Origin of the sequence: Nocardiopsis halotolerans DSM 44410, assembly GCF_000341065.1 — a bacterium.
GTDB classification, from domain to species: domain Bacteria; phylum Actinomycetota; class Actinomycetes; order Streptosporangiales; family Streptosporangiaceae; genus Nocardiopsis; species Nocardiopsis halotolerans.
In genome coordinates this window covers 1-23,291 of sequence record NZ_ANAX01000160.1, presented here as the reverse complement: position 1 = coordinate 23,291, position 23,291 = coordinate 1, and the positions used below count along the sequence as shown (strand labels likewise).

Below are 23,291 nucleotides of genomic sequence, written 5' to 3'. Positions count from 1 at the left end.
AGTATGGGGACATGGCCCCTCCCCCCGACGCCCATGACAACACCTCCTCCGGTGCCGTCCACGGCCAGCTGCTCCAGGTGCGCGACATCCACGGCGGCGTGACCCTCCACGCGCCCCCGGCGGCGCCTCCCCCGCCCGCGGACGTGTCCCTGGACCCGCCCCGGCTGGCGACCGCCGTGCGCGGCCGTGAGGAGCTCCTGGAGGCCCTCAGCGGGGCGATGGAGGCCGGTGCGCCGGTTCCGTACGTGCTGACCGGGCCGGGCGGGTTCGGCAAGACCACGGTGGCGGCGGCGCTGGCCGAGCGGGCGCGGCGCGACGGGTGGACGGTGTTCTGGGTGCGGCCCGGGAGCGTGGCGTCGAGCATGGTCGAGGCCGCGGTGGAGCTGGGCGGCTCCCGTCAGGAGGCCGAGCAGGTCAAGGGCACGCGGCACCAGGCGGCGCGGTGGGTGTGGCGGCACCTGGACGCCGCTCCCCGGCCGTGGCTGCTGGTGATCGACAACGCCGACCGGCCCGAGGAGCTGGACCCGGAGAACCGGCCCGGGGACCAGCTGGGGTGGATGCGGGCGAGTCCGGGCGGGTTCGTGCTGGTGACCAGCCGGGTGGACGACACCGCGCAGTGGGCGCCCGCGCGGGTGCACCGGATCGGAGAGCTGGAGGGCCCGGCGGCGGCCGAGGCCCTGGCCGATCACGCGGGAACGGGCGTGGTCGCTGAGCTCGCGGGCGCGGAGGAGCTGGCCGGGAGGCTGGGCGGGGTGCCGCTGGCGCTGTCGCTGGCCGGGCGCATCCTGGCCACGCACCGGGTACTGTTCCCGGACGCGCACGCGCTGCTGGACAGGCTGGGCGGGGGCATCGGCGCGCTGGACGCGTTGGCGGCGCCCTTCGTCACCGGTGGCGACGTCGAGCGCAGGCTGCTGTCGGGGGTGTGGGAGCTGTCCCTGCGCCTGGTGGAGGAGCGCGAGCCCGGGGCCGTGCCGCTGCTGCGACTGCTGTCGGTCCTCAGCGGGGACGGCCGGGAGATCCCCCTGCGTCGGCTGCCCGTGTCCAGGATGGGCGGTGATCCCCTCGGCTTCACGGAAGAGGCGGAGCTGGCGCGCGCCGTGAACTCCCTCGTCGTGCAGGGCCTGGTCACGGTGGTGACGGCCAACGGGGAGACCGCCCTGCGCATCCACCCGCTGGTCTCGGAGACGGTCCGCGCCGGGTTCACCACCGCCGACCTTCCGCTGCTGGAGGAGGCGGAGGAGCTGCTCACCTGGCAACAGGACCACGACCCCCTGGTCGAGGTGGGCGCACACATCAACATCCTGGGGGTGCGCACACAGCTCCGCCCGGATGGTCTCCCGACGATCGACGCCAACGCCGGATCCTTGGTGCGATCGCTCATGGAGAACTCCGGGCGGATCAATCGCCAGCTCATCCATCTGGGGTTCACGGAGTGGGCCCACGAACAGGCCACGCAACTGTGGGGAGCGGCTGAGGAGAGCTACGGGCCCGCACACCCGCTCACCCTCAGGGCGAGACACCACCGTGCCGAGGCCCGGTTGAACCAGGGGCTCGTCGATGAAGCCGAGGCCGAGTACCTGGCCCTCCTCGAACTCAACGAGACCCACCACGGACCCGACCACGAGAACACCCTGGACTCGCGGTTCCAGCTCGCCCTGATAGCGATCCGGCGCGAGGATTGGGACACCGCGTCGGAGGAGTTCCGTGCCGTACGCGACCGCTGGCGCCACCTGTCCGGACCGGAGGACCCCAGAGCCCTGGCAGCGTGGGAGAACCTGGCATACGCCGCGATGCGCAGGGGGGACCCGGTCAGCGCCGGACGGGAGTTCCACGAGGTACGGACGATCCGGGCGCGCACCATGGGAGAACGGCACCCGTTGACCGCCCAGGCCGACTACTACCTGGGGCGAGCCGCTTTCGAGAGCGGCGACCCCGAAGCCGCCCGGGGCTGGTTCGAGGCCTGCCTGAAGGTACGTGAGCAGGCGCTGGGCAGGGACCACCCCGACACCGAGCGCACCCGGGAATGGCGGGACCGGGCCGCGCGGGGCGAGCAGCCGGATCGCTGACGGCCCCGGGTTTTCCACAGGGGTCGAGAGGGACTGCCGTCGGCGGCTCTTCCCGACCTATTGTTGAAGTAAGGGGGTCCCGCACGACCGCTGATCTCGTGCTGCCCCGGCAACCGTCCCGGGACGGGTCAGTCCACCACGGCCTTCAGTGACCGGATCAGAGAGGACCACTCTTCCCGGCTGACCGCCAGGTTCCCGGCCCGGGGCGCCAAGGAGTCACGCACCCGCACGCAGTTCTCCGTGCGTTCGAACGCCACCTCCAGGCAGTTGTGGCTCTCCGCTGAGCTGTGGCTGCTCTTGAACCAGCCAGAGCGGCTGAACGCGGCCTCCGGACAGTAGGATGCGAAGCCGCTGTGGGAACTCCTGAACCACCGGAGGGTGTCGGTCTCCATATCCCGGATGATGCCACGGAGAAGCGCCGGGCCGGGGCGGAGACCTCAGGCCACCGGCACGGCCTCCGGGGCGTTCTCGATGTCTCCGGTCTCGCCCTCCTGGTAGGCCTTCCTCCCCACCGTGAACACGTAGACCAGGAACAACACCTCCGCCAGCGCTCCGATGCCCAGCGCCACCGGGATCGGGATGACTCCGGCCGCCGCGTTACCGGTCACCAGCCCCTCGATGAGCCCGGAGACGAACAGCACCACCACCAGCCCCAGGGCCACCGCGATGGCCGCGCGCGCCTCCTCCCCCAGGGCACGCATGCGGGTGCGGTCCCCGGGCGAGATGATCGTCCAGCCGATCTTGAGGCCCACCCCGCCCGCGATGAAGACGGCGGTCAGCTCCAGCATGCCGTGCGGCAGGATCAGGCCGAGGAACACGTCGCCCCGGCCGTGGGCGAACATGATCCCGGCCCCGACGCCCACGTTGACCGCGTTGAGCAGCAGCACCGCCAGGGTCGGCAGCCCCAGGGCCACCCCGTAGATGATCGCCTGCGCCGACACCCACGCGTTGTTGGTCCACACCTGGGCGGCGAACGAACCCCGGGGGTTCTCCATGTAGTAGTTCGCGAACTCGTAGTCGACGTACTGCGCGACGAAGTCCGGTGTACCCAGGGCGTGCAGCACGTCGGGGCTGGTCGCGATCCAGGTGGCGGTGACCGCGGCGATCGCGACCATGCCCGCGGTGGTACCGATCCACCACCACCGCAGCCGGTACAGCACTCCGGGGAACACCCGGGTGAAGAACCCGCCGACGTCGCGCCACGCGGACGCGTGCGCGCCGGTCACCGCCGAGCGGGCCCGCGCCACCAGCGCCGACAGCCTGCCCACCAGCACCGGGTCCTGGCCCGAGGAGCGCACCACCGACAGGTGGGTGGACACCCGCTGGTAGAGCTCGACGAGTTCGTCGATCTCCTCACCGTCCAGCGAACGGCGTCTGCGCGCCAGCTCTTCCAGCCGTTTCCACTCCGGGGCGTGCACCGCGGCGAACACGTCGATATCCACGCATGGGACCCTACCGTTTCGCGCGGGGGTCGGTTCGTGCGCTCGGTTCGGACTCCGCGAACACCCGCCCGACGTGCCGGGTAATGTCGGGATGACGGTTTCAGACAGCCCGAGGGAGCGAGTGCTGGTGTCCTATCCCGGCAACGGCGACGCACGCGCCGACGTCTACGGCGCGACACCGCTGGTCACGGGTGACGCGGTGGTCCTCGACCTGCGTCCGGCCGGTTTCGCCACCAGGGCCGCGGCCCTGGCCATCGACGCCCTCGTCCAGATCATCGCCACGATCGCGTTCGGCGTCCTGGTCACCTGGATCGGCAGGGGGCTGGACCCCGCGCTCACCGCCGCCGTCTCCCTGGCGAGCACGATCCTGATCCTGGTCGGCTACCCGACCGTCTTCGAGACCGTCTCCCGCGGGCGCTCCCTGGGCAAGATGGCGCTGGGTCTGCGCGTGGTCGGCACCGACGGCTCGCCGGAGAGGTTCCGGCAGGCGCTGGGCAGGGCGCTGGCGGCGTTCGTGGAGATCTGGGCCACGAGCGGCGTGATCGCCCTGATCACGTCGATGATCAACCGGGACGGGCGCCGCGTGGGCGACTTCGTCGCGGGGACCATGGTCGTGGAGGAGCGCGGCGGCAGGCCCCGCGAGGAGGTCATCCCGATGCCCCCGCAGCTGGCCGGTTGGGCGTCGGGCGTCGAACTGTCGCGCCTGTCCCCGGAGAACGCGGCGGCGGCACGACAGTACGTGCTCCGGTACGGGGAGCTGGCCGAGCACACCCGCCACGAGATGGGCATCCGGCTGGCCAACGCGGTGGCCGCGCAGGTCAGCCCGCCCCCGCCGCCCGGCACCACTCCGCCCTACTTCCTGTCCGCGGTGCTCGCCGAGCGGCGCCGCCGCCACGAGGCCGCCGCGCAGCAGTCCCAGCAGGACCGTCCCCACGGTGGTGCGCAGCAGCGGTGGTACGGCGCTCCTCCCCAGCAGTGAGCCCGAAGGGCGGTGGGCACTCCGGGCGCACCGGCCTGACGTCCTCCGTCAGAGGTGCCAGGAGCTCAGGTAGGCCTCCTGCTCGGGGGACAGGGCGTCGATGCGCACCCCCAGGGCGGCCAGTTCGAGCCGGGCCACCTCGGTGTCGGTCTCGGCGGGCACCTCGAACACGCCCGGTTCCAGACCGGCCGCGTGGAGGGCCAACCACCGCGTGGTCAGGGCCTGCACGGCGAACGACATGTCCATCACCGCGGCCGGATGGCCCTCGGCGGCGCCCAGGTTGACCAGGCGCCCCTCCGCCAGCAGCAGTACGCGGCGCCCGTCCGCGAACACGTACTCGTCGGCCTGCTCGCGCACGCCCCGGTTGACCTCCACGGCCCGGCTCTCCAGGGCGTTCAGGTCGATCTCCAGGTCGAAGTGGCCCGAGTTGGCCAGGATCGCGCCGTCCCTCATGCGGTCGAGGTGTTCGGCGCGGACGACGTCGCGGTTGCCGGTGACGGTGACGAACACGTCCCCCTCGGAGGCCGCCTCGTCCATGGTGGTGACGGTGTAGCCCTGCATGACCGCGTCCAGGGCCTTGACCGGGTCGACCTCGGTGACGACCACGCGGGCGCCCATGCCACGCGCGCGCTCGGCCAGGCCCCGCCCGCAGTAGCCGAACCCGGCGACCACGACGGTGCGTCCGGCGAGCATCGCGTTGGTGGCCCGCAGGATGCCGTCGATGGTGGACTGACCGGTGCCGTACCGGTTGTCGAACATGCGCTTGGTGGCGGTGTCGTTGACCGCGACCATGGGCAGCCGCAGCTCGCCCTCGGCGCTCATCCGGCGCAGGCGGATCACGCCGGTGGTGGTCTGCTCGCAGCCGCCCAGCACCCCGTCGAGCAGGTCGGGGCGGGCCAGGTGGACCGTGTTGACCAGGTCGCACCCGTCGTCGAGCAGCAGGTGCGGGCGCGACTCCAGGACCGTGACCAGGTTCCGGTCATAGGCGGCCGGGTCCATTCCGGCCCACGCGTGGACCGAGACCCCGTACTCGGCGACCAGGGCGGCGGCGGTGTCGTCCTGGGTGGACAACGGGTTGGACGCCGCCAGCCACACCCGTGCCCCGCCCGCGCGCAGGACCCGCAGCAGGTTGGCGGTCTCGGCGGTCACGTGCAGGCACGAGGCCACGCGCAGTCCGTCCAGGGGGCGTTCGGCGGCGAAGCGCTCGCGCACGCTGCGCAGCACCGGCATGGAGCGCTCGGCCCAGTCCACGCGGCGGACCCCGGCCCTCGCGAGGTCGAGGTCCGCCACCTCGTGCGGGGGGAGTGTCATGTACCACCCGGATTCGTCATGTCATGCCTTGTGGAGTGGGAGCCCCGGACCGGGCCCCGCCCGGGCGCGGACGGAGAGCCGTCGGCGCCCGGAGGGGACGGAGCCCCGGGGAGGGACCGTCTAGTAGCGGTAGTGGTCGGGCTTGTACGGGCCCGCGACGTCCACGCCGATGTAGGCGGCCTGCTCCTTGGTGAGCGGGGTCAGCTTGACGCCGAGCGCGTCCAGGTGCAGCCGGGCGACCTTCTCGTCGAGGATCTTGGGCAGCGTGTACACGTCGGTCGGGTACTCGTCGGGCTTGGTGAACAGCTCGATCTGCGCGATGACCTGGTTGGTGAAGCTGTTGGACATCACGAAGCTGGGGTGGCCGGTGGCGTTGCCCAGGTTGAGCAGGCGGCCCTCGGAGAGCACCAGGACGGACTTGCCGTCGGGGAGGGTCCACTCGTGGACCTGCGGCTTGATCTCCTTCTTGGTGATGCCGGGGATCCTCGCCAGGCCCGCCATGTCGATCTCGTTGTCGAAGTGGCCGACGTTGCCGACGATCGCCTGGTGCTTCATGCGGGCGATCTGGTCGGCCATGATGACGTTGAAGTTGCCGGTGGTGGTGATGAAGATGTCACCGGTCTCCAGGACGTCGTCCAGGAGCGTGACCTGGTAGCCGTCCATGGCCGCCTGGAGGGCGTTGATCGGGTCGATCTCGGTGACGATCACGCGGGCGCCCTGGCCGCGCAGGGCCTCGGCCGCTCCCTTGCCGACGTCGCCGTAACCGCACACCACGGCGACCTTGCCGCCGATGAGCACGTCGGTGGCGCGCATGATGCCGTCCGGCAGCGAGTGGCGGATGCCGTACTTGTTGTCGAACTTGCTCTTGGTGACCGAGTCGTTGACGTTGATCGCCGGGAACTCCAGGGTGCCCTCGCGGCGCATCTCGTACAGGCGCAGCACGCCGGTGGTGGTCTCCTCGGTGACGCCCTGGATGCCCTTGGCGATCTCGGTCCACTTGGTGGCGTCGCGGTCGAGGCTGGCGCGGAGCAGGCGCAGCACGACCTTCAGCTCCTCGCTGTCGGCGCTGTCGGGGTCGGGGACCGCGCCCGCCTTCTCGTACTCGACGCCCTTGTGGACGAGCATGGTGGCGTCGCCGCCGTCGTCCAGGATCATGTTGGGACCCTCGGCGCCCGGCCAGGTCAGCGCCTGCTCGGTGCACCACCAGTACTCCTCCAGGGTCTCGCCCTTCCAGGCGAAGACCGGCACGCCCCTGGGGTCCTCCGGGGTGCCGTCGGGACCGACGACGACCGCGGCGGCCGCGTGGTCCTGGGTGGAGAAGATGTTGCAGCTGACCCAGCGCACCTCGGCGCCCAGGGCGACCAGGGTCTCGATGAGGACCGCGGTCTGGACGGTCATGTGCAGCGAACCCATGATGCGGGCGCCGCGGAGCGGCTTGCTGTCCCCGTACTCGGCGCGGGTGGCCATGAGACCGGGCATCTCGTGCTCGGCGAGCCGGATCTCGTCGCGCCCGAAGGAGGCCAGGGAGAGATCGGCGACCTTGAAGTCGAAAGCCATGCGTTCCTCACTCGTGATGGTCGTGGCGCACCCGATTCTAGGGCCGCCGGCCCGGCCACGGCACGAAGCTGACATTCGATTGTCAGGTTTGCCCTCATCGGTGGCGGAGTTCGGTTAGGGTCGCGTTCATGGCCGCCCTCGACGACGCCCCGACCACGCCCGAACGTTCCACGGGCGGTCCCGTACCGATCTCCACCGCCGCCGAACGGGTGGGCACCACCGCCCGGATGCTCCGCTACCGCGAGGGGCTGGGCCTGCTGCCCCGCACCCAGGAGCAGCCGACCGGGCGCGGCCACCGCCACCGCCGGTTCACCGAGGAGGACCTGCGCACGATCGCGGTGGGCCTGGAGTTGGAGCGCGAGTTCGACATCCCGCCCGCGGCGCTGGCCTTCGCCCTGCGCGTCCTGGCCGAGCCCGAGGTCCTGGCCCGGGTGCGCGCGCACGGGGAACGGCTGGGCAGGCTCGCCGCCGCGCCCACGCGCGCGCTGGACTTCGAGAAGGAGAAGGCGATGCGGCTGCTGCACGGCCACCGTCCCTGAACGCCGGGGTCCGCCTGGTCCGCACGGGCCCCGGGGTTCACACGCGGCCGCGTCCGGGAGCGGCCACGGTTTCGGGTCCCCCGACAGGTTTTGGCCAACTGTCCGCTGGCTACGGAGACAGCGTGGATACCCTACGTTGCGGTGCGGACCTGGACCGGCTCCCGGCCCTGGTACGCGAGGAGCTCATGGACGTCGACCGGCTGCGGGTGATCTGGGCACAGCACCGCCAGAACCAGCCCCGGGAGGCGCGCGCGGCGGCGCGCCGGGAGCTGACGCGCCGCCGTGTCCGGGTTCTGGGCGGCGGCCCCGCCCTGGAGGAGCTGCTGGTGTCCACCGCGGTGGACGGGACCTCCGGTCAGCCGATCACCGCCGCGTTCGTCTCGGAACTGGCCGAGCGCGCCCGGAACCTGCCCGCGGACTCCCCCTCGCGCTCCCCCGAGCGCCGTGTCGGCTCCGAACAGGCGTTACGGCTGGCGCGGGCCGCGTCGGTGCCCGCCCACCCGGTGGTGCGCGCCGCGCAGACCTACGCCGAGTGCGTGGCGGTGCTGGGCGAACTGGATCCGGACCGCACCACCGACACGCACGCGTGGGCGCTGCCCTGGGTACTGGCGTCCCTGGTACTGCGGCGTGCGGACTTCCCCCCGCTGCTGCCCGATCCCCTCTCGCCGCCGCCGTGGACCGGCCGGGACACCGAGGAACGCCTCGCCGGGGTGGTCCGCCACTTCGCGAGACTGGTGACCGGGGCCCTGCTCGACGAGCTGAGCTGGACCCCCGAGCACGTTCCCGAGCCCCGCTCCCCCGTGTCGCCGCTGGCCGCGGTGACACGGCGCCGCGTCCTGGACTACGTGCGCTCGCGCCGGGACTCGGTCGCCCTCATCCTGAGGGCGCTGGACCCGGAGGCGCGCACCTCGGTGTACTCGGGCGGATCGGACGACGCCGAGCCCGGCACCACGGCCGACGCCGTGTCCGGAACGTTGCTCACACCGGGTGCCGCGCACTGGTGGACGGCGCTGGAACTGACGGTCGGCGACGCGTCGCTGAGCCTGTTCGTGGTGGTGCAGGAGGTGGGCCGCCCCCGGACGGGCGTGCTGGCGGTCACGGCGGACGCGCGGCTGGCCACCCCGGAGGGGGTGAGCGACCCGCTGGGCATGTCCGGCACCGACAGCGTGACGGTGATGCCCACGGACTGCGTGGACGACCGCTGGCCGCAGGTGCGCGACCTGGTGGACGAGGCCGTGTCCCGCGCCATGAACGCGCTCACCCGGGTCTGAGGGCCCGGGGTCGGCCGAGGAGCGGGGGCCGGTCGCTCGGGGCGGTCAGTTGCTCAGGGCGAGCAGGAGCAGCACCAGCAGCAGGATCACGATGGTGATGAGCACCGCCGGGATCACCCAGCTCTGCTGGAGCACCGATTCCTGCTGGGCCGGGCCCCGCATGGGCTGCTGCGGCCGGGCGTAGGTCTGGTTCGGGTTCATTCCCCCCGTGGCCATGGGGTTCCCGGGGCCGGGGGGCATGCCGGGGGGCGGGGGCGGATACGCGGGCGCGCCCGGACGCGGGTTGGAGGTGCCCGGATGGCCGGGCATGCCCGGCTGCGGGTTCGAGACGCCCGGGTGGCCCGGCATCCCTGGCCTGGGGTTGGAGACACCGGGGTGGCCGAACCCGTGGCGGGGATCGGAGCTGACCGGGTGGCCGGGCATCCCGGGAGGGGGCGTTGGGGCGTTGGGCCGCATGTACCCGGCGCCCGCCTGCGGCCCCGTGGGCGGCTGCTGGGGGTGGAAGGGCATCTGGCCACCGGTGACGAGGCCGGTCTGGGCGATCTGCTCACCCTGCTTGACGGCGTCGTCGGTGGAGGGCCCGGAGGTGTCCGGCCCGTCGTGGCCCAGGAGGCGCATGAGGAGCGTCTGGGCGTTGGGCCGGTTGTCCGGGTTCTTGTCCAGGCAGGACTCCACGATCGGCCGCAGGGTCTCGTCCATGCCGGTCAGTTCCGGGGGCGCGCTGACCACGCGGTGGACCACCGCCGGGACGGTGTCGGCGCCGAACGGGGCGTGACCGGTGGAGGCGAACGCGATGACGCAACCCCAGGCGAAGATGTCGCACTTGTCGGTGACCCCGCGGCCCTCGATCTGCTCGGGCGCCATGTAGGAGGGCGTGCCCACGATCGAGTTGGTCATGGTGGCGGTGCCGTCGTCCATGCGGGCGATACCGAAGTCGATGACCCGGGGGCCGTCCGGACCGAGCAGCACGTTGCCGGGTTTGAAGTCGCGGTGGACGATGCCCGCCTTGTGGATGGCGACCAGGGCGGTGGCGGTGGAGACCGCGAGCCGCTGGAGGGTGGATCCCTTCTGCGTGCTGCCCTTGGCGATGGTCTCCTGGAGGTCCTTGCCCTGCACGAACTCGCTGACCACGTAGGGCGGGTCGTTGTCGAGCTGGGCGTCGATGATCGCGGCGGTGCAGAAGGAGGCGACCTTCTGCGCCGCGCGGACCTCCTTCTCGAAGCGCCTGCGCAGGTCACTGTCGTGTGACCACTGGTCGTTGAGGACCTTGACCGCGTACTGCTCGCCGTCGGCGTCCTCCGCCAGGTAGACGATGCCCTGGCCTCCCTTGCCCAGCCGTCCTGTCACGCTGTACTCGCCGAACGAGGAGGGGTCGCTCGGCTGTAGCGTCTCGGGACCGGGCATCGGTGTCCTCCGGGAGGTCGGGTGAGAGGGCGCGCATGACCAGGGTACGGGTTGCGGGGAACGCGGTGGTGCGTCCCCTCACGTCCCGGGGGACCTCTCGCACCCCGCCACGATCGTTATGACTGATGGAACGCCCGCGGCGTTCCCTCCGGCCTCATCCGATTTTCCGCGCCTCGTCGACCAGCAGGACCGGGATGCCGTCCCGGATCGGGTAGGCCAGACCGCTCTCGTCGCAGACCAGCTCGTCGGTCTCGGGGTCGTGGCGCAGCGGGGCCTGGCTCTGCGGGCAGGCCAGGATCTCCAGCAGCCAGTCCTCGATCTTCGTGCTCATGTTCTCGTTCCTCGTGTGGTGGGTGGGGGAGGGAGCCGGGCCCTCCCCCACCCATGATGCCCGGTCAGGCGCGGACGATGGCCAGGACCTCGTCGCGCAGAGCCGCCATGGACGCCTCGTCGGGGGCCTCGACGTTGAGCCGCAGCAGCGGTTCGGTGTTGGAGGCGCGGACGTTGAACCACGCCCCGTCGGAGAGGGAGACGGTCAGGCCGTCGAGTTCGTCGACGGTGACGCCGTCCCGGCCCTCGAACGCCTCGCGTACCGCGGCCATGCGCCCGGGGGCGTCGGCGACCTCGGAGTTGACCTCGCCGGACCCGGCGTAGCGCGAGTAGGCCTCGGCGATCCGCGAGAGCGGCCGGTCGTCGGTGCCCAGGACCCGCAGGACGTGCATCGCCGCGAGCATACCGGTGTCGGCCCGCCAGAAGTCGCGGAAGTAGTAGTGGGCGGAGTGCTCTCCGCCGAAGATCGCGCCGGTCTCGGCCATGGTGGCCTTGATGAAGGAGTGGCCGACGCGCGTGCGCACGGGCTCGCCGCCCTTCTCGCGCACGATCTCGGCGACGGCCTTGGAGGTGATGAGGTTGTGGATGACGGTGGCGCCCGGCTCGCGCTCCAGCTCCTGGGCGGCGACCAGCGCGGTGATGGCCGAGGGCGGGACCGCGTCGCCGTTCTCGTCCACGACGAAGCAGCGGTCGGCGTCGCCGTCGAAGGCCAGACCGATGTCGGCGCCGGTCTCGCGGACCTTCGCCTGGAGGTCGACCAGGTTGTCGGGGTCCAGGGGGTTGGCCGGGTGGTTGGGGAAGGTGCCGTCCAGCTCGAAGTAGAGCGGGACGACCTCCAGCGGCAGGCCCTTGTCCAGGACGGCGGGGACGGTGTGGCCGCCCATGCCGTTGCCCGCGTCCACGGCCACCCTGAGCGGTCGGATGCCCGACAGGTCGACCAGCTCGCGCAGGTAGTCCGCGTAGCCGGGCAGGAGGTCCCGTCGCGTGACGGTCCCGGCGGGGCCGTCGTGGGCGAGCGGGCCACCGGCCTCACCGGGGGCCTCCGGGGCGGCCATGCTCTCCTCGGCCAGGTGGCGGATCTCGTCCAGGCCGGTGTCGCCGCTGATGGGGGCCGCCCCGGCTCGGCACATCTTGATGCCGTTGTATTCGGCCGGATTGTGGCTGGCGGTGAACATCGCGCCGGGCAGGTCCAGGTGGCCCGACCCGTAGTAGAGCAGGTCGGTGGAGCCGAGTCCGGCGAACACCACGTCGAGGCCCTGGCTGGTGACGCCCTCGCCGAAGGCGGTGGCCAGTTCGGGTGAGGAGGGGCGCATGTCGTGGGCCACCACGACGGCGTCGCCGCCGACCACACGGGCGAAGGCCGCCCCGATCGCCCGGGCGATGTCCGCGTTGAAGGTGTCGGGGATCACTCCGCGTACGTCGTATGCCTTGAAGATGCTTGCGAGGTCAGCCACGTCTTCTCCGGCCAGATCGGTCCTGCTCCACGTTCGGTCCCGCGCGGCCGGGCCGCGCGCGGTACAAAACTAGCAAGCCGTCCCCGTGGGGTCCGGCACCCGTCCGGAGGGCGAGGACACCGCCTAGCCTCCGGGGTGGCGGGGGGACTGCTGCTCGCCCAGGTCGGACCTGACCACGCGCAGGTGCTTGCGGCGCAGTGTCTCGGTGCCCTCTCCGACGTCCTCGGAGGGGTCCTGGCGGGCAGGCGGGCGGGCCGCCTCACGTACGGCGTCGGCGAGGGCCTCCAGGTCGTCGCTGCCCGGGCCGCCGCCCGCCGTCTCGACCGGGAGCCGGACGACCTCCCAACCGCGCGGTGCCGTCAGTCGGTCGGCGTGCACGGCGCAGAGGTCGTAGCAGTGCGGTTCCACGTAGGCGGCGAGTGGGCCGAGGACGGCCGTTGAGTCCGCGTAGACGTACGTGAGCGTGAAGACGGCAGGCTGCCTACAGGCGGTACGGGAGCAGCGTCGAACAGGGCTCACAGCGTTCGACTGTATGCCTTTACTGAGGGACACGCCAGCATCGTTCCATGAGCTGGTCCGTTTGTGCTCCTCCGGCGTCCCCAGCGTGCCGTCCCGCCACCGGCGCCCGGCGGCCCCGCGGGAGCCGTGTCGGCCCCCTGGGCGCTTTCCCCGTCACCGGGGCTACGCGCGAGGCCCGTGATGGCTTAGTCTCGAAGTGTGCGACGAGTGCGCCTTTCCAGTGGCCAACCAGACCGAGTGCGGCGCCGGGACCGCCGCGGCCGAGGCATCCGCGGTCCTCTCGTGCCCTCTGACCTGCCGGTGTTCCGCAGCCGGGCACAGGCCTTCGACGACCTTGTCCTGGACGCCGTCGAACGCCTCGAACGCCTGTGGGCACGCGAGCTGGCGAATGTCGACTTCCTCGTGGAGGACGTTCCTCCGATCCCGCCCCACGGGACCCTGACCGAGACGATCCCGTTCTCCCGGCTGGAGAACGATCCCTCGGGCCGGGCCCGCATCGTGGTGTACCGGCGTCCGGTGGAGATCCGGACGAAGGATCCCGAGGAGATGGCCCTCCTCGTCCACGAGACGGTGGTCGAGGAGGTCGCCAACCTGCTCGGCGTGGAACCGGAGTCGGTCGACCCCGAGGGCTGACCGCCGGCTCCTCCCTCCCGCCCGGCCCGTGACGCCCGGCGGCCGGACGACGCTGCTCAGGGAACCACCCCGACCATGCTGTCGCGCACCACCGGGAGCGCGGTCCGCACCGGCGCGGGCCGCACCGGCAGCACGCTCAGCGCGTCACCGTCGCGCAGCACGCGTGCGACGTGGACGGGGGCGGAACCGTCCAGGATCTCCAGACGGACCGCGTATCCGCCCTCGGCGTTGCCCGGGGGCTCCCCCCAGCCCCCGTCCCGGGCCCCGACCACGGCGGTGGTCCCCGCGGCGACCTCCATGCGCACGGCGTCCCCCTGCGTGCCGTCGGCACCGATCCTGGTGGCCATCAGCGTGGCGTCTCCTCCGGCGGCGCCCAGCAGGAGTTCGGTGTCGGCGCCCCCGGGGATGTCGGGCAGGACCGCCGTGGTGTCCAGCGGGAAGCTGAGCGGCGGCACGGCGGACGTGTAGGCGGTCTCGACCACCTCGACGTCCTCGCCCTCACCGGCGACCGCCTCCGCGGCGACACCGGCGACCACGGGCGCGTCCGCCTCCACCACGACCGTGCCGGGTTCCTCTCCCAGGAGGCTCTCCAGGGTGAGCCAGGCCGAGGCCGCCGGGGGCACGTTGAGGGCCACCGGGTCCCCGGCCGTTCCCCGGGCCTCGCCGTCCTCTCCTTCACCGTCCTCGGGGACGGAGGCGACGGTGTGGACGCGCACCTCGACGGGCGCGTCGCCCGGAGCGGTCACGAACAGCCTCCGGCGGCCCCCGCCGCCGGGGACGCCGGGGATCACGTGTTCCCGGGCGGGTCCGGCCGTGGGGGGCACCCAGTCGGCGGAGCCCGAGGAGTGCTCGGCGAGCAGGGAGGCCGCGACGCGGCCGGTGCTGGTGCGTACGTGGAGCCCGACGGCGCTCGTACCCCGGACCAGTTCGGTCAGGTCCAGTTCGGTGGACGACCCGGCGGGCAGGGAGATCCCCCGGCTCTCAGGGGAGTGGGAGGGACCGCCCTCGGTGTGGACGTCCACGCTGACGGTGGCCCGGGAGTCCTCGGGGTTGGTGAGGTGGACGGTGACCGAGTCGAGCCGCATGCCCTCGGTGTCGTCCCCACCGGGCAGGGCGAACCAGGTTCCGATGGAGGGTTCGAGGCAGCGCACCTCGGTGGCGGATCCGTCCGAGAGGGTGGTCTGGGCGGCGTCCAGACCCGAGGCCAGGGAACCCCGAGCGCGGATGGCGGTGGGCTCGTCGGCGCCGTCGGTGTCGGCGCCCCACACGCGCCCCGGTTCGGTCAGGTCCTCTCCGACGGCCTCCCCCTCGGCGGCCTCACCGCCCTCCGCGGCCCCGCCGTCCTCGGTGTCCGTGCCGTCCTCACCGCCCTCCGCGGCCCCGGTGCTCCCCTCCGTGCCCTCCTCTGTGTCGCTCTCCCCCGGGACCGGGGGAACCGGCTCGGCCCACAGCTCGCCCTCGTCGTCGCGACTCACCCTCGGGGCGAACGCGGCCACGGAACTCTCCCCCGACTCGTGCGGGACGGGACAGACCCGCACCGTGTGGTCGGGACGCACGGTGCCCGGCTCGGTGACGCCCAGTTCGGCGGTGACCGGTCCGGTCACGAAGGCGACGCCGAACAGCGCGGCCAGGGCGAGCGAGACGAGCCCGAACAGGGCGAACCGGTTCTCCACGATCAGTCGCACCGCCTAGTCCTCCCGCTCGTTCCCGGACGCCCCGGCGCCCCTGCCGGACCCACCGTCCGCGCGTCGCCGCCCCCGGGCGCGCCTCGTACCACGCGTACCCCTGCGGCGGCCTCCGCCCCGGGTGGTGGGCAGGGCCCCGGTGTCCCCGACCCCGGCGGCGGATCCGCCGCCGCCCTCCCCGGGTCTCTCGCCGCCCTCGTCCGGGCCGTCGCCGCCGGAGCGGCGGGTCGGGGCCCGTGAACCCCGCCGCGAGGTGACGCGCAGCCGCTCCGGACGCCGTGGCCGGGGCGCGGGCGTGGACCCGATCAGCCGCGCCTCCTCCTCGGTGCGCACCCCCGGGGCGGCCAGGACGGCGACCACGGCGAGCAGGACTCCCTGTGTGAGCAGCCAGGCCGCGCGGACGTGGTCGGTGTGCCAGACGCGCAGCTGGCCGCCGTCCACCGGCAGCGTCCAGGCCTGGGTGCCCGTCTCGGTGGTGACGGGGGGCAGCTCGACGCCGTCCAGGGTGGCCCGCCAACCGTTGTCGGCGGCCTCGGCCAGGGCGAGCCGCCGCCCGGTGTCGCCGTCGGGGAGCTCGGCGGTCATGTCGTCCCCGGAACCCTCCAGCGTGAGGGCCTCGGAGTCGACGCCGTCCTCGGCGACCACGCGCAGGGCGCCGGTCGGGACGGTCAGCCGCCACAGGGCGTAGTGCCGCGACAGCGACTGCCGTTCGAGTCCCGGAGCGCCGTCCAGGGTGTCGATCATGGTGACGTCGGCGGGACCGCTGAGGTTCGGGTGGGGGGAGAGCACGTACTGGATGCCGAGGTCGGCCAGGACGTGGCTCTGGTCGCCGCCCTGGCCCGCGGAGAGTTCGGCCACGGCACGATCCGTCGCCTCCCGGATCCCGGGCTCGGACACGATGTGCTCCTCGCCCAGGTGCGGCTCGCGTCCACGTACCACCAGGTAGTCCACGGCACCAGCCCCGTCGGAGGTGACGACGAGGGTGCGCGGCCGTGTCCCGTCCGCGTTGGCCCCGGTCAGCGCGCCGGGAACGACGGGCTCGGCGTGGGCCGTGAGGGGCCCCTGGACGCCGTTCCACATCCACAGGGCGGCGGCGCAGACGGGGGTGGTCAGGGCGAGCAGTCCCACTGCCAGGGCGAAGATCCGCCGGAGTCCTCCCAGCCGCACCATCTCACCGAAGGAGCGCGCGGCGGTCGCCGCCGACAGCAGGATCGCCGTGGCGGCGAAGGCCAGGGCCGCGCCGGGCCAGACCGGCGCCGGGGGTCCCCCGTAGTAGGGCTCGATGACGACGCGGCTGGTCAGAATGGCGACGAGGACGCCGAACAGGGCGAGCGACCATCCGGCGGCGGCCAACATGCGGTTGCGCAGGAGCAGCAGGGAGCACAGGGCCGCGGCGGCGAACCCGGCGGTGACCCAGAAGGGCGGGGTCCCGGGGCCGCCCGGCGAGAGCAGGAGCAGTTCGCGTGCCGTGGCGCCCGGCTCCGACAGTTCGGGGCGGTGCAGTCCGGCCTCCAGCAGCCACAGGCTGGGGTGTAGGAGCAGTTCGAGCGTCCACGGCATCAGGAGCACGACGGGGACGGCCAGGCTCAGGGTGACGCTGACGTAGATCCGGCGTCCCAGGTGGCCGAAGGACACCGCCACCAGCAGACCGGTGACCAGGGACAGCAACCACACCATGGGAACGAACGCGGTGGTCACCGCCAGGACCAGCCCCAGCCCCCAGGCCGCCCTGCGGGAGGGCTTGGGCGGCATCGACACCAGCCGCACCAGCAGCAGTCCCATGACCGGCAGCAGCACGTGGACCAGGGCGGTGCCCAGGCGCCCCTGGGCGATGGCGCCGGTCGCCACCGGGAGCAGGGCGTAGGTCGCGGCCATCCACAGGCGCGCGGGGCGAAAGCCGAGCACCTCGCGTGCGAGCAGGTAGGAGGTCAGCCCGGACAGGGGCACGGAGCCCAGCAGGGCGATCGCGACGGCCAGCCAGGGCTTGCCCAGGGTGACGGTGGACAGCAGGGCGAGCAGGCCGACGTAGGGCGGGACGGGCCCCGCGGAGCCCAGGCCGTTGTCGGGGCCGCCGGAGAGGTAGAGGTCCCACAGGTCCCCCGCGGTGCCCGCGACCGGGGGCAGGGCGCCGCCCGCGAGGAGGTCGCCCAGGAGGAGGGAGCGCTCGGCGACGAGGGTGACCAGGGTCAACCCGATGACCAGGAGAGATCCGGGCTTGAGGAGCACTCTGCGCACGAAACTCGTGGTGTCGGTGGGTGCCTCGTCGTCCTCGGTGGTGGGAGGGGCGGTGACGGCCTGGTGGCGGCCGGGGGTGTTGCCGACGGGTTCGCCGGACAGGACGCCGGTGACCGCGTCGTGGAACTGGCGCAGGGCCACGCCGCGCGCGAGGAAGGGCCGGATGGCGCTGTAGGTGCGGCGGCGGTCACGGCGGCGCCGGAAGCGGGCGCGCACCAGCCGGAAGGGCCGCAGGTACACCAGGGTGATCGCGGCGGCCTCGTCCAGGGCGTTGGCGGGCTGCTTGATGAGCAGGTACATCACCACGCGCAGGAGCGAGGCCACGGAGTTGCGGAGCAGGGCGGCCACCATGCCGCCCAGGGGCAGGTTGGCCAGCAGCACGAAGACGGCGTGGCGGCGGTCCACGCGGCGCGGGTGGTTGCGGGTGGCGGTGATGGGGCGGCGGCGTCGCGCGGAGGCCTCGGCGTGGTAGGCGACCGCGTCGGTGACGAGGATGGCGCGCAGCCCGGCTCCGCCCACCCGCCAGCAGAAGTCGATGTCGTCGCGGAACAGGGGCAGGGAGTGGTCGAAGCCGCCGAGGCGGTCCCACACGTCGCGGCGGACGAGCATGCCCGCGCTGGACACCGCGAGGACCTGGCGGGTGCCGTCGTGCTGGCCGTGGTCGAACTCGCGCTGCTCCAGACCGGTCTCGCGGCGGCCCGCGCCGTCGATGGTCACGCCCGCCTCCACCAGGAGGCGCCGGTCGAACCAGTCGCGCAGCTTGGGCCCCAGGACCGCGGCCCTGGGATCCTGGTCGGCGGCGGCCAGCAGGTGGGAGAGGGTGTCCCGCTCGGGGGTGAGGTCGTCGTGGATCAGCCAGATCCACTCGGTGGCGTCCTCGTCGAAGCCGCGTACGGCGCTGGTGGAGCGCGGCAGATCCAGGGCCGCGCGGACGGCGTCGCCGTACCCGGTGCGCGCGGGCAGGTCGACGACGGCCCCCGAGGGCAGGAACCCGGTCAGGACGTCGGCGCTGCCGTCGGTGCTTCCGGTGTCGGCGGCGACCACACGCTGCACGGGCCTGGACTGGGCGCGGAGCGCCTCCAGCGTCTCGGGAAGCCAGCGGGCGCCGTCGTGGGACACGATGACCGCGGTGACGACGTGGCGGGCGAAATCCTGGTCATGCACGGCTGTGGTGGGTTCTCTCCGGGAAAGGGGCGCGGTCCCGTTCGGGTCCGCCGCGGGTCCGGCCGCGTGGGGCCGGAGGGCGCCTTCCGCGCGCCGGTGCGGCTCGCGGGCGCGGGACATCACGATACGCCACCCGGCACCATTGCGTGCCTATTCGTCACAGGTCACGTGCTCCGGCCATATCGGAGCATTCCCGACCACGATCGTGCCCGGCGCAATCACCGCGTGTCCGGGAAGGACGGCGGACACGAAAAAACGCGCGCCCGGGCCCTCGGCCCGGACGCGCGTACTCACGCGGCCCTAGAGCATCTCCGCCAGGAAATCGAAATCCCCCCCGGCGGCTTTCTTCAGCCTCCGGCGCTCGCGTTCGGAGAGTCCCCCCCAGATACCGAAGCGCTCATCGTGCTCAAGCGCGTATTCCAGGCACTCCGCACGTACCTCGCACGACTGGCAGACCTTCTTGGCCTCCCGTGTCGAGCCGCCCTTCTCGGGGAAGAACGCCTCCGGGTCGGTCTGCGCGCACAGGGCACGTTCCTGCCAGCCCAGATCCTCATCCGAGCCGTGCGCCAGCGGGATGACCTCGCTCATGCGCACCTCCTGTTGCCCCCCATAGATGCTCCCCGGCCCTTTTCGTCCCCCGGGCCGGAGGCAATCCCACCTTGAAATGACACGTGGGTCGCTTGCTGAGAGTCAAGCGCCCTGCGTGGTAATCCACTGAATATCATGCGACGGCCCGCCAACGGCAGTCCAGTGATGTCCGTTCTGTGGATTACCACGCAATTCACGACCTTCCAAGGTGGTGGAGAGCGTGAGCTCCCGGAACCGGATCAGCGCTGGTCCTCACTGCCGTACCAGCCCTGCTGTCCACCAGTTCCGCCCTGTCCCTGCTGGTCAGAGCCGTATCCGGCACCGGTTCCGTACTGGTCCCCGTAGGTTCCCCCACCCTGTCCGGGCGTCTGGGTACCGGTGTTCTCGCCCGAGTTAAAGAAAGGATCAAGATTGCTCTCGGACGGGGTGTTCTGCGCCTGCTGGGCCTGCTGCCCCTGGTCGGAACCCTGGTACCAGCCGTACTGGATCGCGTCCTGGGCCGCCTGCTCACCGGCGACCTGCTGCTCGGCGCCCTGCGGAGCGTACTGGGAGGGGTCGTAGGCGTACTCGCCCTGCTGGCCGTAGGCGGCCTGCTGACCGGACGCGTCGGTGCCGTACTGCTGGCCGTAGCCCTGCTGGGCACCGGTGCCGTACTGCTGCTGGGCGGCGTCCGTCCCGTAGGTCGCCCCGTACGCCTGCTGGGCACCCGTGCCGTACTGCTGCTGCGACGGGTCGTAGGCCTGCTGACCGTAGACCGCCTGCTGCTGCGCCGCCGCGTCCGCACCGTACTGCTGACCAGAGCCGGTCTGGTTCGGGTCCGCGTACTGCTGCTGGGCGGCGTCCGTCCCGTAGGTCGCCCCGTACGCCTGCTGGGCACCCGTGCCGTACTGCTGCTGCGACGGGTCGTAGGCCTGCTGACCGTAGACCGCCTGCTGCTGCGCCGCCGCGTCCGCACCGTACTGCTGACCGGAACCGGTCTGGTTCGGGTCGACCACCGGCTGCCCGTAGGCGTCCTGCGCCGGGTAGGCGGGCTGGGCGAAGGACTGCTGGGCGCCGGTGGCGGGCGGGTACTGCTGGGGGTAGACGCCCGGCTGGGGCGCGGCCCTGGGGATGAGGGTGGGGTCGGTGAAGACCTTCAGCAGGGCGAAGCCGAGGATCCCGAGCACGGCGCCGGAGCCGAGCGTGTCCACGAAGCCCGCGAAGCCCGAACCCATGCTGTCGATCTCGGACGCCCACACGAACACGGTGATGAGGTTGATCAGGGCGAACAGCAGGCCCACGCCGCTCATGACCATGGCGACGAGGACGACCGGCTGCGCCGAGGGGCGCGTGCGCTCGCTGGTCAGCACCAGGGCCACCGCCGCGGCCAGGGGCACCACGACGCCGAGGCCGAAGAAGTCGCCTCCCGCCCCGGTCATCGCCGAGGAGAAGGAACCCGGGTAGCTCGACCCCGAGATCAGCCCGATCAGACCGGAGAGCATGGACGCGCCCACCGCCCCGATCAGGACCCAGGCCCCGGGGAGGCGCAGGCGCTCTAGAGTTTCGTTTTTCAAGAGAGGGTCCCCTCTACTGCTGCTTCGCCGTCGCTTCGGCGGAGGCTCGGCATGTCGTCAGACTGTCAGGTGAATCGGCCGCGTCCGGGGCGGAGTGTGGGGACACCGGGCGGGGCCGAGGTGTGGGATGGCGACCGACGCACCGGAGTTCACGGACTCCCGGTACCGAAACGGTCACGTGTGGGCCGCGCCCGCGGCGGGGCAGACGACCCATACACGCCCCCAGCCTGCCAGACTTGGACGCATGCGGATAGTCGTACCGGCTGGCGGTATCGGCGGCGCGCGGTTCCTCCGCGGCCTGAGGGCTGCGCTCGGAACCGGCACGGCGGCCACAGAAGAGCAGACCACGGACCACAGCATCACCGTCATCGGCAACACGGGTGACGACATCACCCTGTTCGGACTACGGATCTGTCCGGATCTGGACACGGTGATGTACACCCTGGGCGGAGGCATCAACGAGGAACAGGGCTGGGGCAGGACCGACGAGGGGTTCACCGTCAAGGAGGAGCTCCTCGCCTACGGGATGAAGCCCACCTGGTTCGGCCTGGGCGACCGGGACACCGCCACCCACATCGTGCGGACGCAGATGCTCGCGGCCGGATACCCCCTCTCCGCGGTCACCGAGGCGCTGTGCGACCGCTGGCGGCCGGGCGTGCGGCTGCTGCCGATGACCGACGACCAGGTCGAGACGCACGTGGTCGTCAACGGTGACGAGGGCCGCCGGGCCATCCACTTCCAGGAGTGGTGGATCAAACACCGGGCGGCCCTGCCCGCCGAACAGATCGTCGGCGTCGGAGCCGAGAAGGCCGAACCCGCCCCCGGTGTGCTGGACGCGATCGCCGAGGCCGACGCCGTGATCCTGCCCCCGTCCAACCCGGTGGTCAGCGTGGGCTCCATCCTGGGCGTCCCCGGCATCCGCGAGGCCATGGTGGACAGGACCGTCGTGGGCGTCTCCCCCATCATCGGCGGCGCGCCCGTACGCGGCATGGCCGACGCCTGCCTGACCGCGATCGGGGTGGAGACCGGCGCGGGCCCGGTCGCCGAGCACCTGGGCGCCGACCTGCTGGACGGCTGGCTGGTGGACGAGGCCGACGCGGGCACCGAGGTGGAGGGCGTCGAGGTGCGTTCGCGCCCCCTCTACATGAGTGACCCCGCCGCCACCGAGGCGATCGCGCGGGCCGCCGTGGACCTGGCGGTGGAACTGGCGGAGCGGAGGGGTGAGCGGGGTTGAGCGCCGAACTGCGTGTGCGCGGACTCGACGGCGTTCCCGAGGTGCGCTCGGGCGACGACCTGACCTCCCTGGTCGCCGACGCCGTGGCCGCCTCCGGAGTCCCCCTGGTCGACGGCGACGTGCTCGTCGTCACCTCCAAGATCGTCAGCAAGGCCGAGGGCCGTGCCCGGCGCATGGACCGAGAGGAGGCCGTCGCCTCCGAGACCGTGCGGGTGGTGGCCCGGGCGGGCAGGACGCGGATCGTGCAGAACCGGCAGGGACTGGTCATGGCCGCCGCCGGCGTGGACGCCTCCAACGTCGAACCCGGAACCGTGCTGCTGCTGCCCGAGGACTCCGACGCCTCCGCGCGCGCACTGCGCGCGGGGCTGCGCGAGCGCCTGGGCGTGAACGTCGGGGTGATCGTCTCCGACACCTTCGGGCGGCCGTGGCGGGTCGGGCAGACCGACGTGGCCATCGGCGTGGCCGGGCTGTCCGCCGTGCAGGACCTGCGGGGCACCACCGACGCCCACGGCAACCTCATGGAGGCGACCGTCAACGCGGTGGCCGACGAGATCGCCGGGGCGGGCGAACTGGTCAAGGGCAAGACGAGCGGGGTACCGGTCGCGGTCGTCAGCGGCCTGGACGGACTGGTCACCGGGGAGGACGGGCCGGGCGCCGCCGCACTGGTCCGCCCGGCCGACGCCGACCTGTTCCGCTACGGGTCGCGGGACGTGGTCCCGGCCCGGCGCACGGTGCGGTCGTTCACCGACGACCCGGTGGACGGGGAGCTCGTACGCCGCGCGGTGGCCGCGGCGGTGACGGCGCCCGCGCCGCACCACACCACACCGTGGCGGTTCGTGCTGGTGGAGTCGGCGCGCACGAGGAAGCGGCTGCTGGACGCGATGCTCCAGGCGTGGGTGGCGGACCTGCGCGGTGACGGGTTCACCGAGGAGCAGATCGCCCGGCGCACCAGGCGCGGGGACGTGCTGCGCGGCGCGCCGTACCTGGTGGTGCCGTTCCTGGTGGCCGACGGCGCACACCCCTACCCGGACGAGCGCCGGGCCGACGCCGAGCGGTCGATGTTCCTGGTGGCGATGGGCGCGGGGGTGCAGAACCTGCTGGTGGCACTGGCCGTGGAGGGGTTGGGGTCGGCCTGGGTCTCCTCGACCATGTTCTGCGCGGACGTGGTGCGCGAGGTGCTGGAGGTACCCGGGGACTGGCGGCCGATGGGCGCGGTGGCCGTGGGCCACCCGGCCGAGGCGCCCGGGGAGAGGCCGCCGCGCGACCCGGAGGACTTCGTCACCGTGCGGTAGGCGGAACGCGGGCTCTGCCTCGGCCCGTCATCGCC

The 23,291-nt window shown here is 72.6% G+C and carries 19 protein-coding genes; 7 read left to right on the top strand and 12 right to left on the bottom strand.

All coding sequences use genetic code 11. From position 1 onward, the window contains the following. Window positions 1-11: 11 nt before the first annotated feature. Entirely contained in the window at window positions 12-2,066 is a 2,055-nt protein-coding gene (locus D455_RS0111960) for a tetratricopeptide repeat protein (RefSeq protein ID WP_017570958.1), read from the top strand. Between the two features lie 128 nt (window positions 2,067-2,194). Here the strand turns inward: D455_RS0111960 and D455_RS0111955 are convergent, their stop codons facing one another. Together D455_RS0111955 and D455_RS0111950 are read right to left on the bottom strand one after the other, a co-directional pair. Then, the gene (locus D455_RS0111955) at window positions 2,195-2,458 is read right to left on the bottom strand and encodes a DUF397 domain-containing protein (RefSeq protein ID WP_017570957.1); all 264 of its coding nucleotides are present in this window, start codon (window positions 2,456-2,458) and stop codon (window positions 2,195-2,197) included. A gap of 45 nt (window positions 2,459-2,503) precedes the next feature. Continuing rightward, entirely contained in the window at window positions 2,504-3,508 is a 1,005-nt protein-coding gene (locus D455_RS0111950) for a stage II sporulation protein M (RefSeq protein WP_017570956.1), read from the bottom strand. 121 nt (window positions 3,509-3,629) lie between these two features. Between D455_RS0111950 and D455_RS0111945 the strand changes: the two genes are divergently transcribed. Continuing rightward, window positions 3,630-4,487 (top strand): RDD family protein, encoded by an 858-nt coding sequence (locus tag D455_RS0111945; RefSeq protein WP_017570955.1) that lies wholly within the window; start codon window positions 3,630-3,632, stop codon window positions 4,485-4,487. 48 nt (window positions 4,488-4,535) lie between these two features. Here the strand turns inward: D455_RS0111945 and ahcY (D455_RS0111940) are convergent, their stop codons facing one another. Together ahcY (D455_RS0111940) and ahcY (D455_RS0111935) are read right to left on the bottom strand one after the other, a co-directional pair. Further along, the gene (gene ahcY / locus D455_RS0111940) at window positions 4,536-5,798 is read right to left on the bottom strand and encodes an adenosylhomocysteinase (protein ID WP_017570954.1); all 1,263 of its coding nucleotides are present in this window, start codon (window positions 5,796-5,798) and stop codon (window positions 4,536-4,538) included. A gap of 120 nt (window positions 5,799-5,918) precedes the next feature. Then, window positions 5,919-7,355, bottom strand: a complete 1,437-nt coding sequence (gene ahcY, locus D455_RS0111935; RefSeq protein ID WP_017570953.1) for an adenosylhomocysteinase — start codon at window positions 7,353-7,355, stop codon at window positions 5,919-5,921. A gap of 128 nt (window positions 7,356-7,483) precedes the next feature. Here ahcY (D455_RS0111935) and D455_RS0111930 point away from each other — a divergent pair, with 128 nt between their 5' ends. Next, window positions 7,484-7,894, top strand: coding sequence for a MerR family transcriptional regulator (locus tag D455_RS0111930; protein ID WP_017570952.1), 411 nt, complete (start codon window positions 7,484-7,486; stop codon window positions 7,892-7,894). A 122-nt stretch (window positions 7,895-8,016) separates the two neighbouring features. Continuing rightward, window positions 8,017-9,165 carry a hypothetical protein gene (locus D455_RS0111925; protein WP_017570951.1) on the top strand — a complete coding sequence of 383 codons (1,149 nt, stop codon included), beginning with the start codon at window positions 8,017-8,019 and terminating at the stop codon, window positions 9,163-9,165. Between the two features lie 45 nt (window positions 9,166-9,210). On the opposite strand, the gene D455_RS0111920 is transcribed toward D455_RS0111925, so the two are convergent. The 4 genes from D455_RS0111920 to D455_RS0111905 form a co-directional block, all read right to left on the bottom strand. Beyond that, window positions 9,211-10,569, bottom strand: coding sequence for a protein kinase domain-containing protein (locus D455_RS0111920; protein WP_026122548.1), 1,359 nt, complete (start codon window positions 10,567-10,569; stop codon window positions 9,211-9,213). Between the two features lie 154 nt (window positions 10,570-10,723). Continuing rightward, the gene (locus D455_RS32845) at window positions 10,724-10,900 is read right to left on the bottom strand and encodes a Trm112 family protein (RefSeq protein ID WP_017570950.1); all 177 of its coding nucleotides are present in this window, start codon (window positions 10,898-10,900) and stop codon (window positions 10,724-10,726) included. Between the two features lie 64 nt (window positions 10,901-10,964). Then, window positions 10,965-12,353 carry a phosphomannomutase/phosphoglucomutase gene (locus tag D455_RS0111910; RefSeq protein ID WP_017570949.1) on the bottom strand — a complete coding sequence of 463 codons (1,389 nt, stop codon included), beginning with the start codon at window positions 12,351-12,353 and terminating at the stop codon, window positions 10,965-10,967. A gap of 123 nt (window positions 12,354-12,476) precedes the next feature. Further along, complete coding sequence (locus tag D455_RS0111905) at window positions 12,477-12,872, bottom strand: DUF3499 domain-containing protein (RefSeq protein WP_026122547.1); 396 nt, start codon at window positions 12,870-12,872, stop codon at window positions 12,477-12,479. A 237-nt stretch (window positions 12,873-13,109) separates the two neighbouring features. On the opposite strand from D455_RS0111905, the gene D455_RS0111900 reads away from it, so the two are divergent. After that, a complete protein-coding gene (locus tag D455_RS0111900; RefSeq protein WP_026122546.1) occupies window positions 13,110-13,505 on the top strand; it encodes a metallopeptidase family protein in 396 nt (131 codons plus the stop codon). A gap of 56 nt (window positions 13,506-13,561) precedes the next feature. Here D455_RS0111900 and D455_RS0111895 read toward each other — a convergent pair whose 3' ends face one another. The 4 genes from D455_RS0111895 to D455_RS35895 all read right to left on the bottom strand — a co-directional run bounded on the left by D455_RS0111895 (window position 13,562) and on the right by D455_RS35895 (window position 20,730). Continuing rightward, window positions 13,562-15,190 (bottom strand): DUF5719 family protein, encoded by a 1,629-nt coding sequence (locus D455_RS0111895; protein ID WP_017570946.1) that lies wholly within the window; start codon window positions 15,188-15,190, stop codon window positions 13,562-13,564. A 3-nt stretch (window positions 15,191-15,193) separates the two neighbouring features. Beyond that, window positions 15,194-18,589, bottom strand: a complete 3,396-nt coding sequence (locus D455_RS30145; RefSeq protein ID WP_051064626.1) for a glycosyltransferase family 2 protein — start codon at window positions 18,587-18,589, stop codon at window positions 15,194-15,196. A 300-nt stretch (window positions 18,590-18,889) separates the two neighbouring features. Further along, the gene (locus tag D455_RS0111885) at window positions 18,890-19,177 is read right to left on the bottom strand and encodes a WhiB family transcriptional regulator (RefSeq protein ID WP_013154770.1); all 288 of its coding nucleotides are present in this window, start codon (window positions 19,175-19,177) and stop codon (window positions 18,890-18,892) included. A 239-nt stretch (window positions 19,178-19,416) separates the two neighbouring features. After that, entirely contained in the window at window positions 19,417-20,730 is a 1,314-nt protein-coding gene (locus D455_RS35895; protein ID WP_017570945.1) for a hypothetical protein, read from the bottom strand. Between the two features lie 244 nt (window positions 20,731-20,974). Here D455_RS35895 and cofD point away from each other — a divergent pair, with 244 nt between their 5' ends. Both cofD and D455_RS0111870 read left to right on the top strand, forming a co-directional pair. Next, window positions 20,975-21,964, top strand: a complete 990-nt coding sequence (cofD, locus tag D455_RS0111875; RefSeq protein WP_017570944.1) for a 2-phospho-L-lactate transferase — start codon at window positions 20,975-20,977, stop codon at window positions 21,962-21,964. Then, complete coding sequence (locus D455_RS0111870; RefSeq protein ID WP_017570943.1) at window positions 21,961-23,256, top strand: coenzyme F420-0:L-glutamate ligase; 1,296 nt, start codon at window positions 21,961-21,963, stop codon at window positions 23,254-23,256. Before cofD ends, D455_RS0111870 begins: the two co-directional genes overlap by 4 nt. The last annotated feature ends 35 nt before the right edge of the window (window positions 23,257-23,291 follow it).

Excerpts from the sequence above, each read along its gene's own strand:
- ahcY (WP_017570953.1), bottom strand. The coding sequence starts at position 7,355 with ATGGCTTTCGACTTCAAGGTCGCCGATCTCTCCCTGGCCTCCTTCGGG.
- D455_RS32845 (WP_017570950.1), bottom strand. The coding sequence starts at position 10,900 with ATGAGCACGAAGATCGAGGACTGGCTGCTGGAGATCCTGGCCTGCCCG.
- D455_RS0111920 (WP_026122548.1), bottom strand. The coding sequence starts at position 10,569 with ATGCCCGGTCCCGAGACGCTACAGCCGAGCGACCCCTCCTCGTTCGGC.
- ahcY (WP_017570954.1), bottom strand. The coding sequence starts at position 5,798 with ATGACACTCCCCCCGCACGAGGTGGCGGACCTCGACCTCGCGAGGGCC.
- D455_RS0111930 (WP_017570952.1), top strand. The coding sequence starts at position 7,484 with ATGGCCGCCCTCGACGACGCCCCGACCACGCCCGAACGTTCCACGGGC.
- D455_RS0111885 (WP_013154770.1), bottom strand. The coding sequence starts at position 19,177 with ATGAGCGAGGTCATCCCGCTGGCGCACGGCTCGGATGAGGATCTGGGC.
- D455_RS0111960 (WP_017570958.1), top strand. The coding sequence starts at position 12 with ATGGCCCCTCCCCCCGACGCCCATGACAACACCTCCTCCGGTGCCGTC.
- D455_RS0111955 (WP_017570957.1), bottom strand. The coding sequence starts at position 2,458 with ATGGAGACCGACACCCTCCGGTGGTTCAGGAGTTCCCACAGCGGCTTC.
- cofD (WP_017570944.1), top strand. The coding sequence starts at position 20,975 with ATGCGGATAGTCGTACCGGCTGGCGGTATCGGCGGCGCGCGGTTCCTC.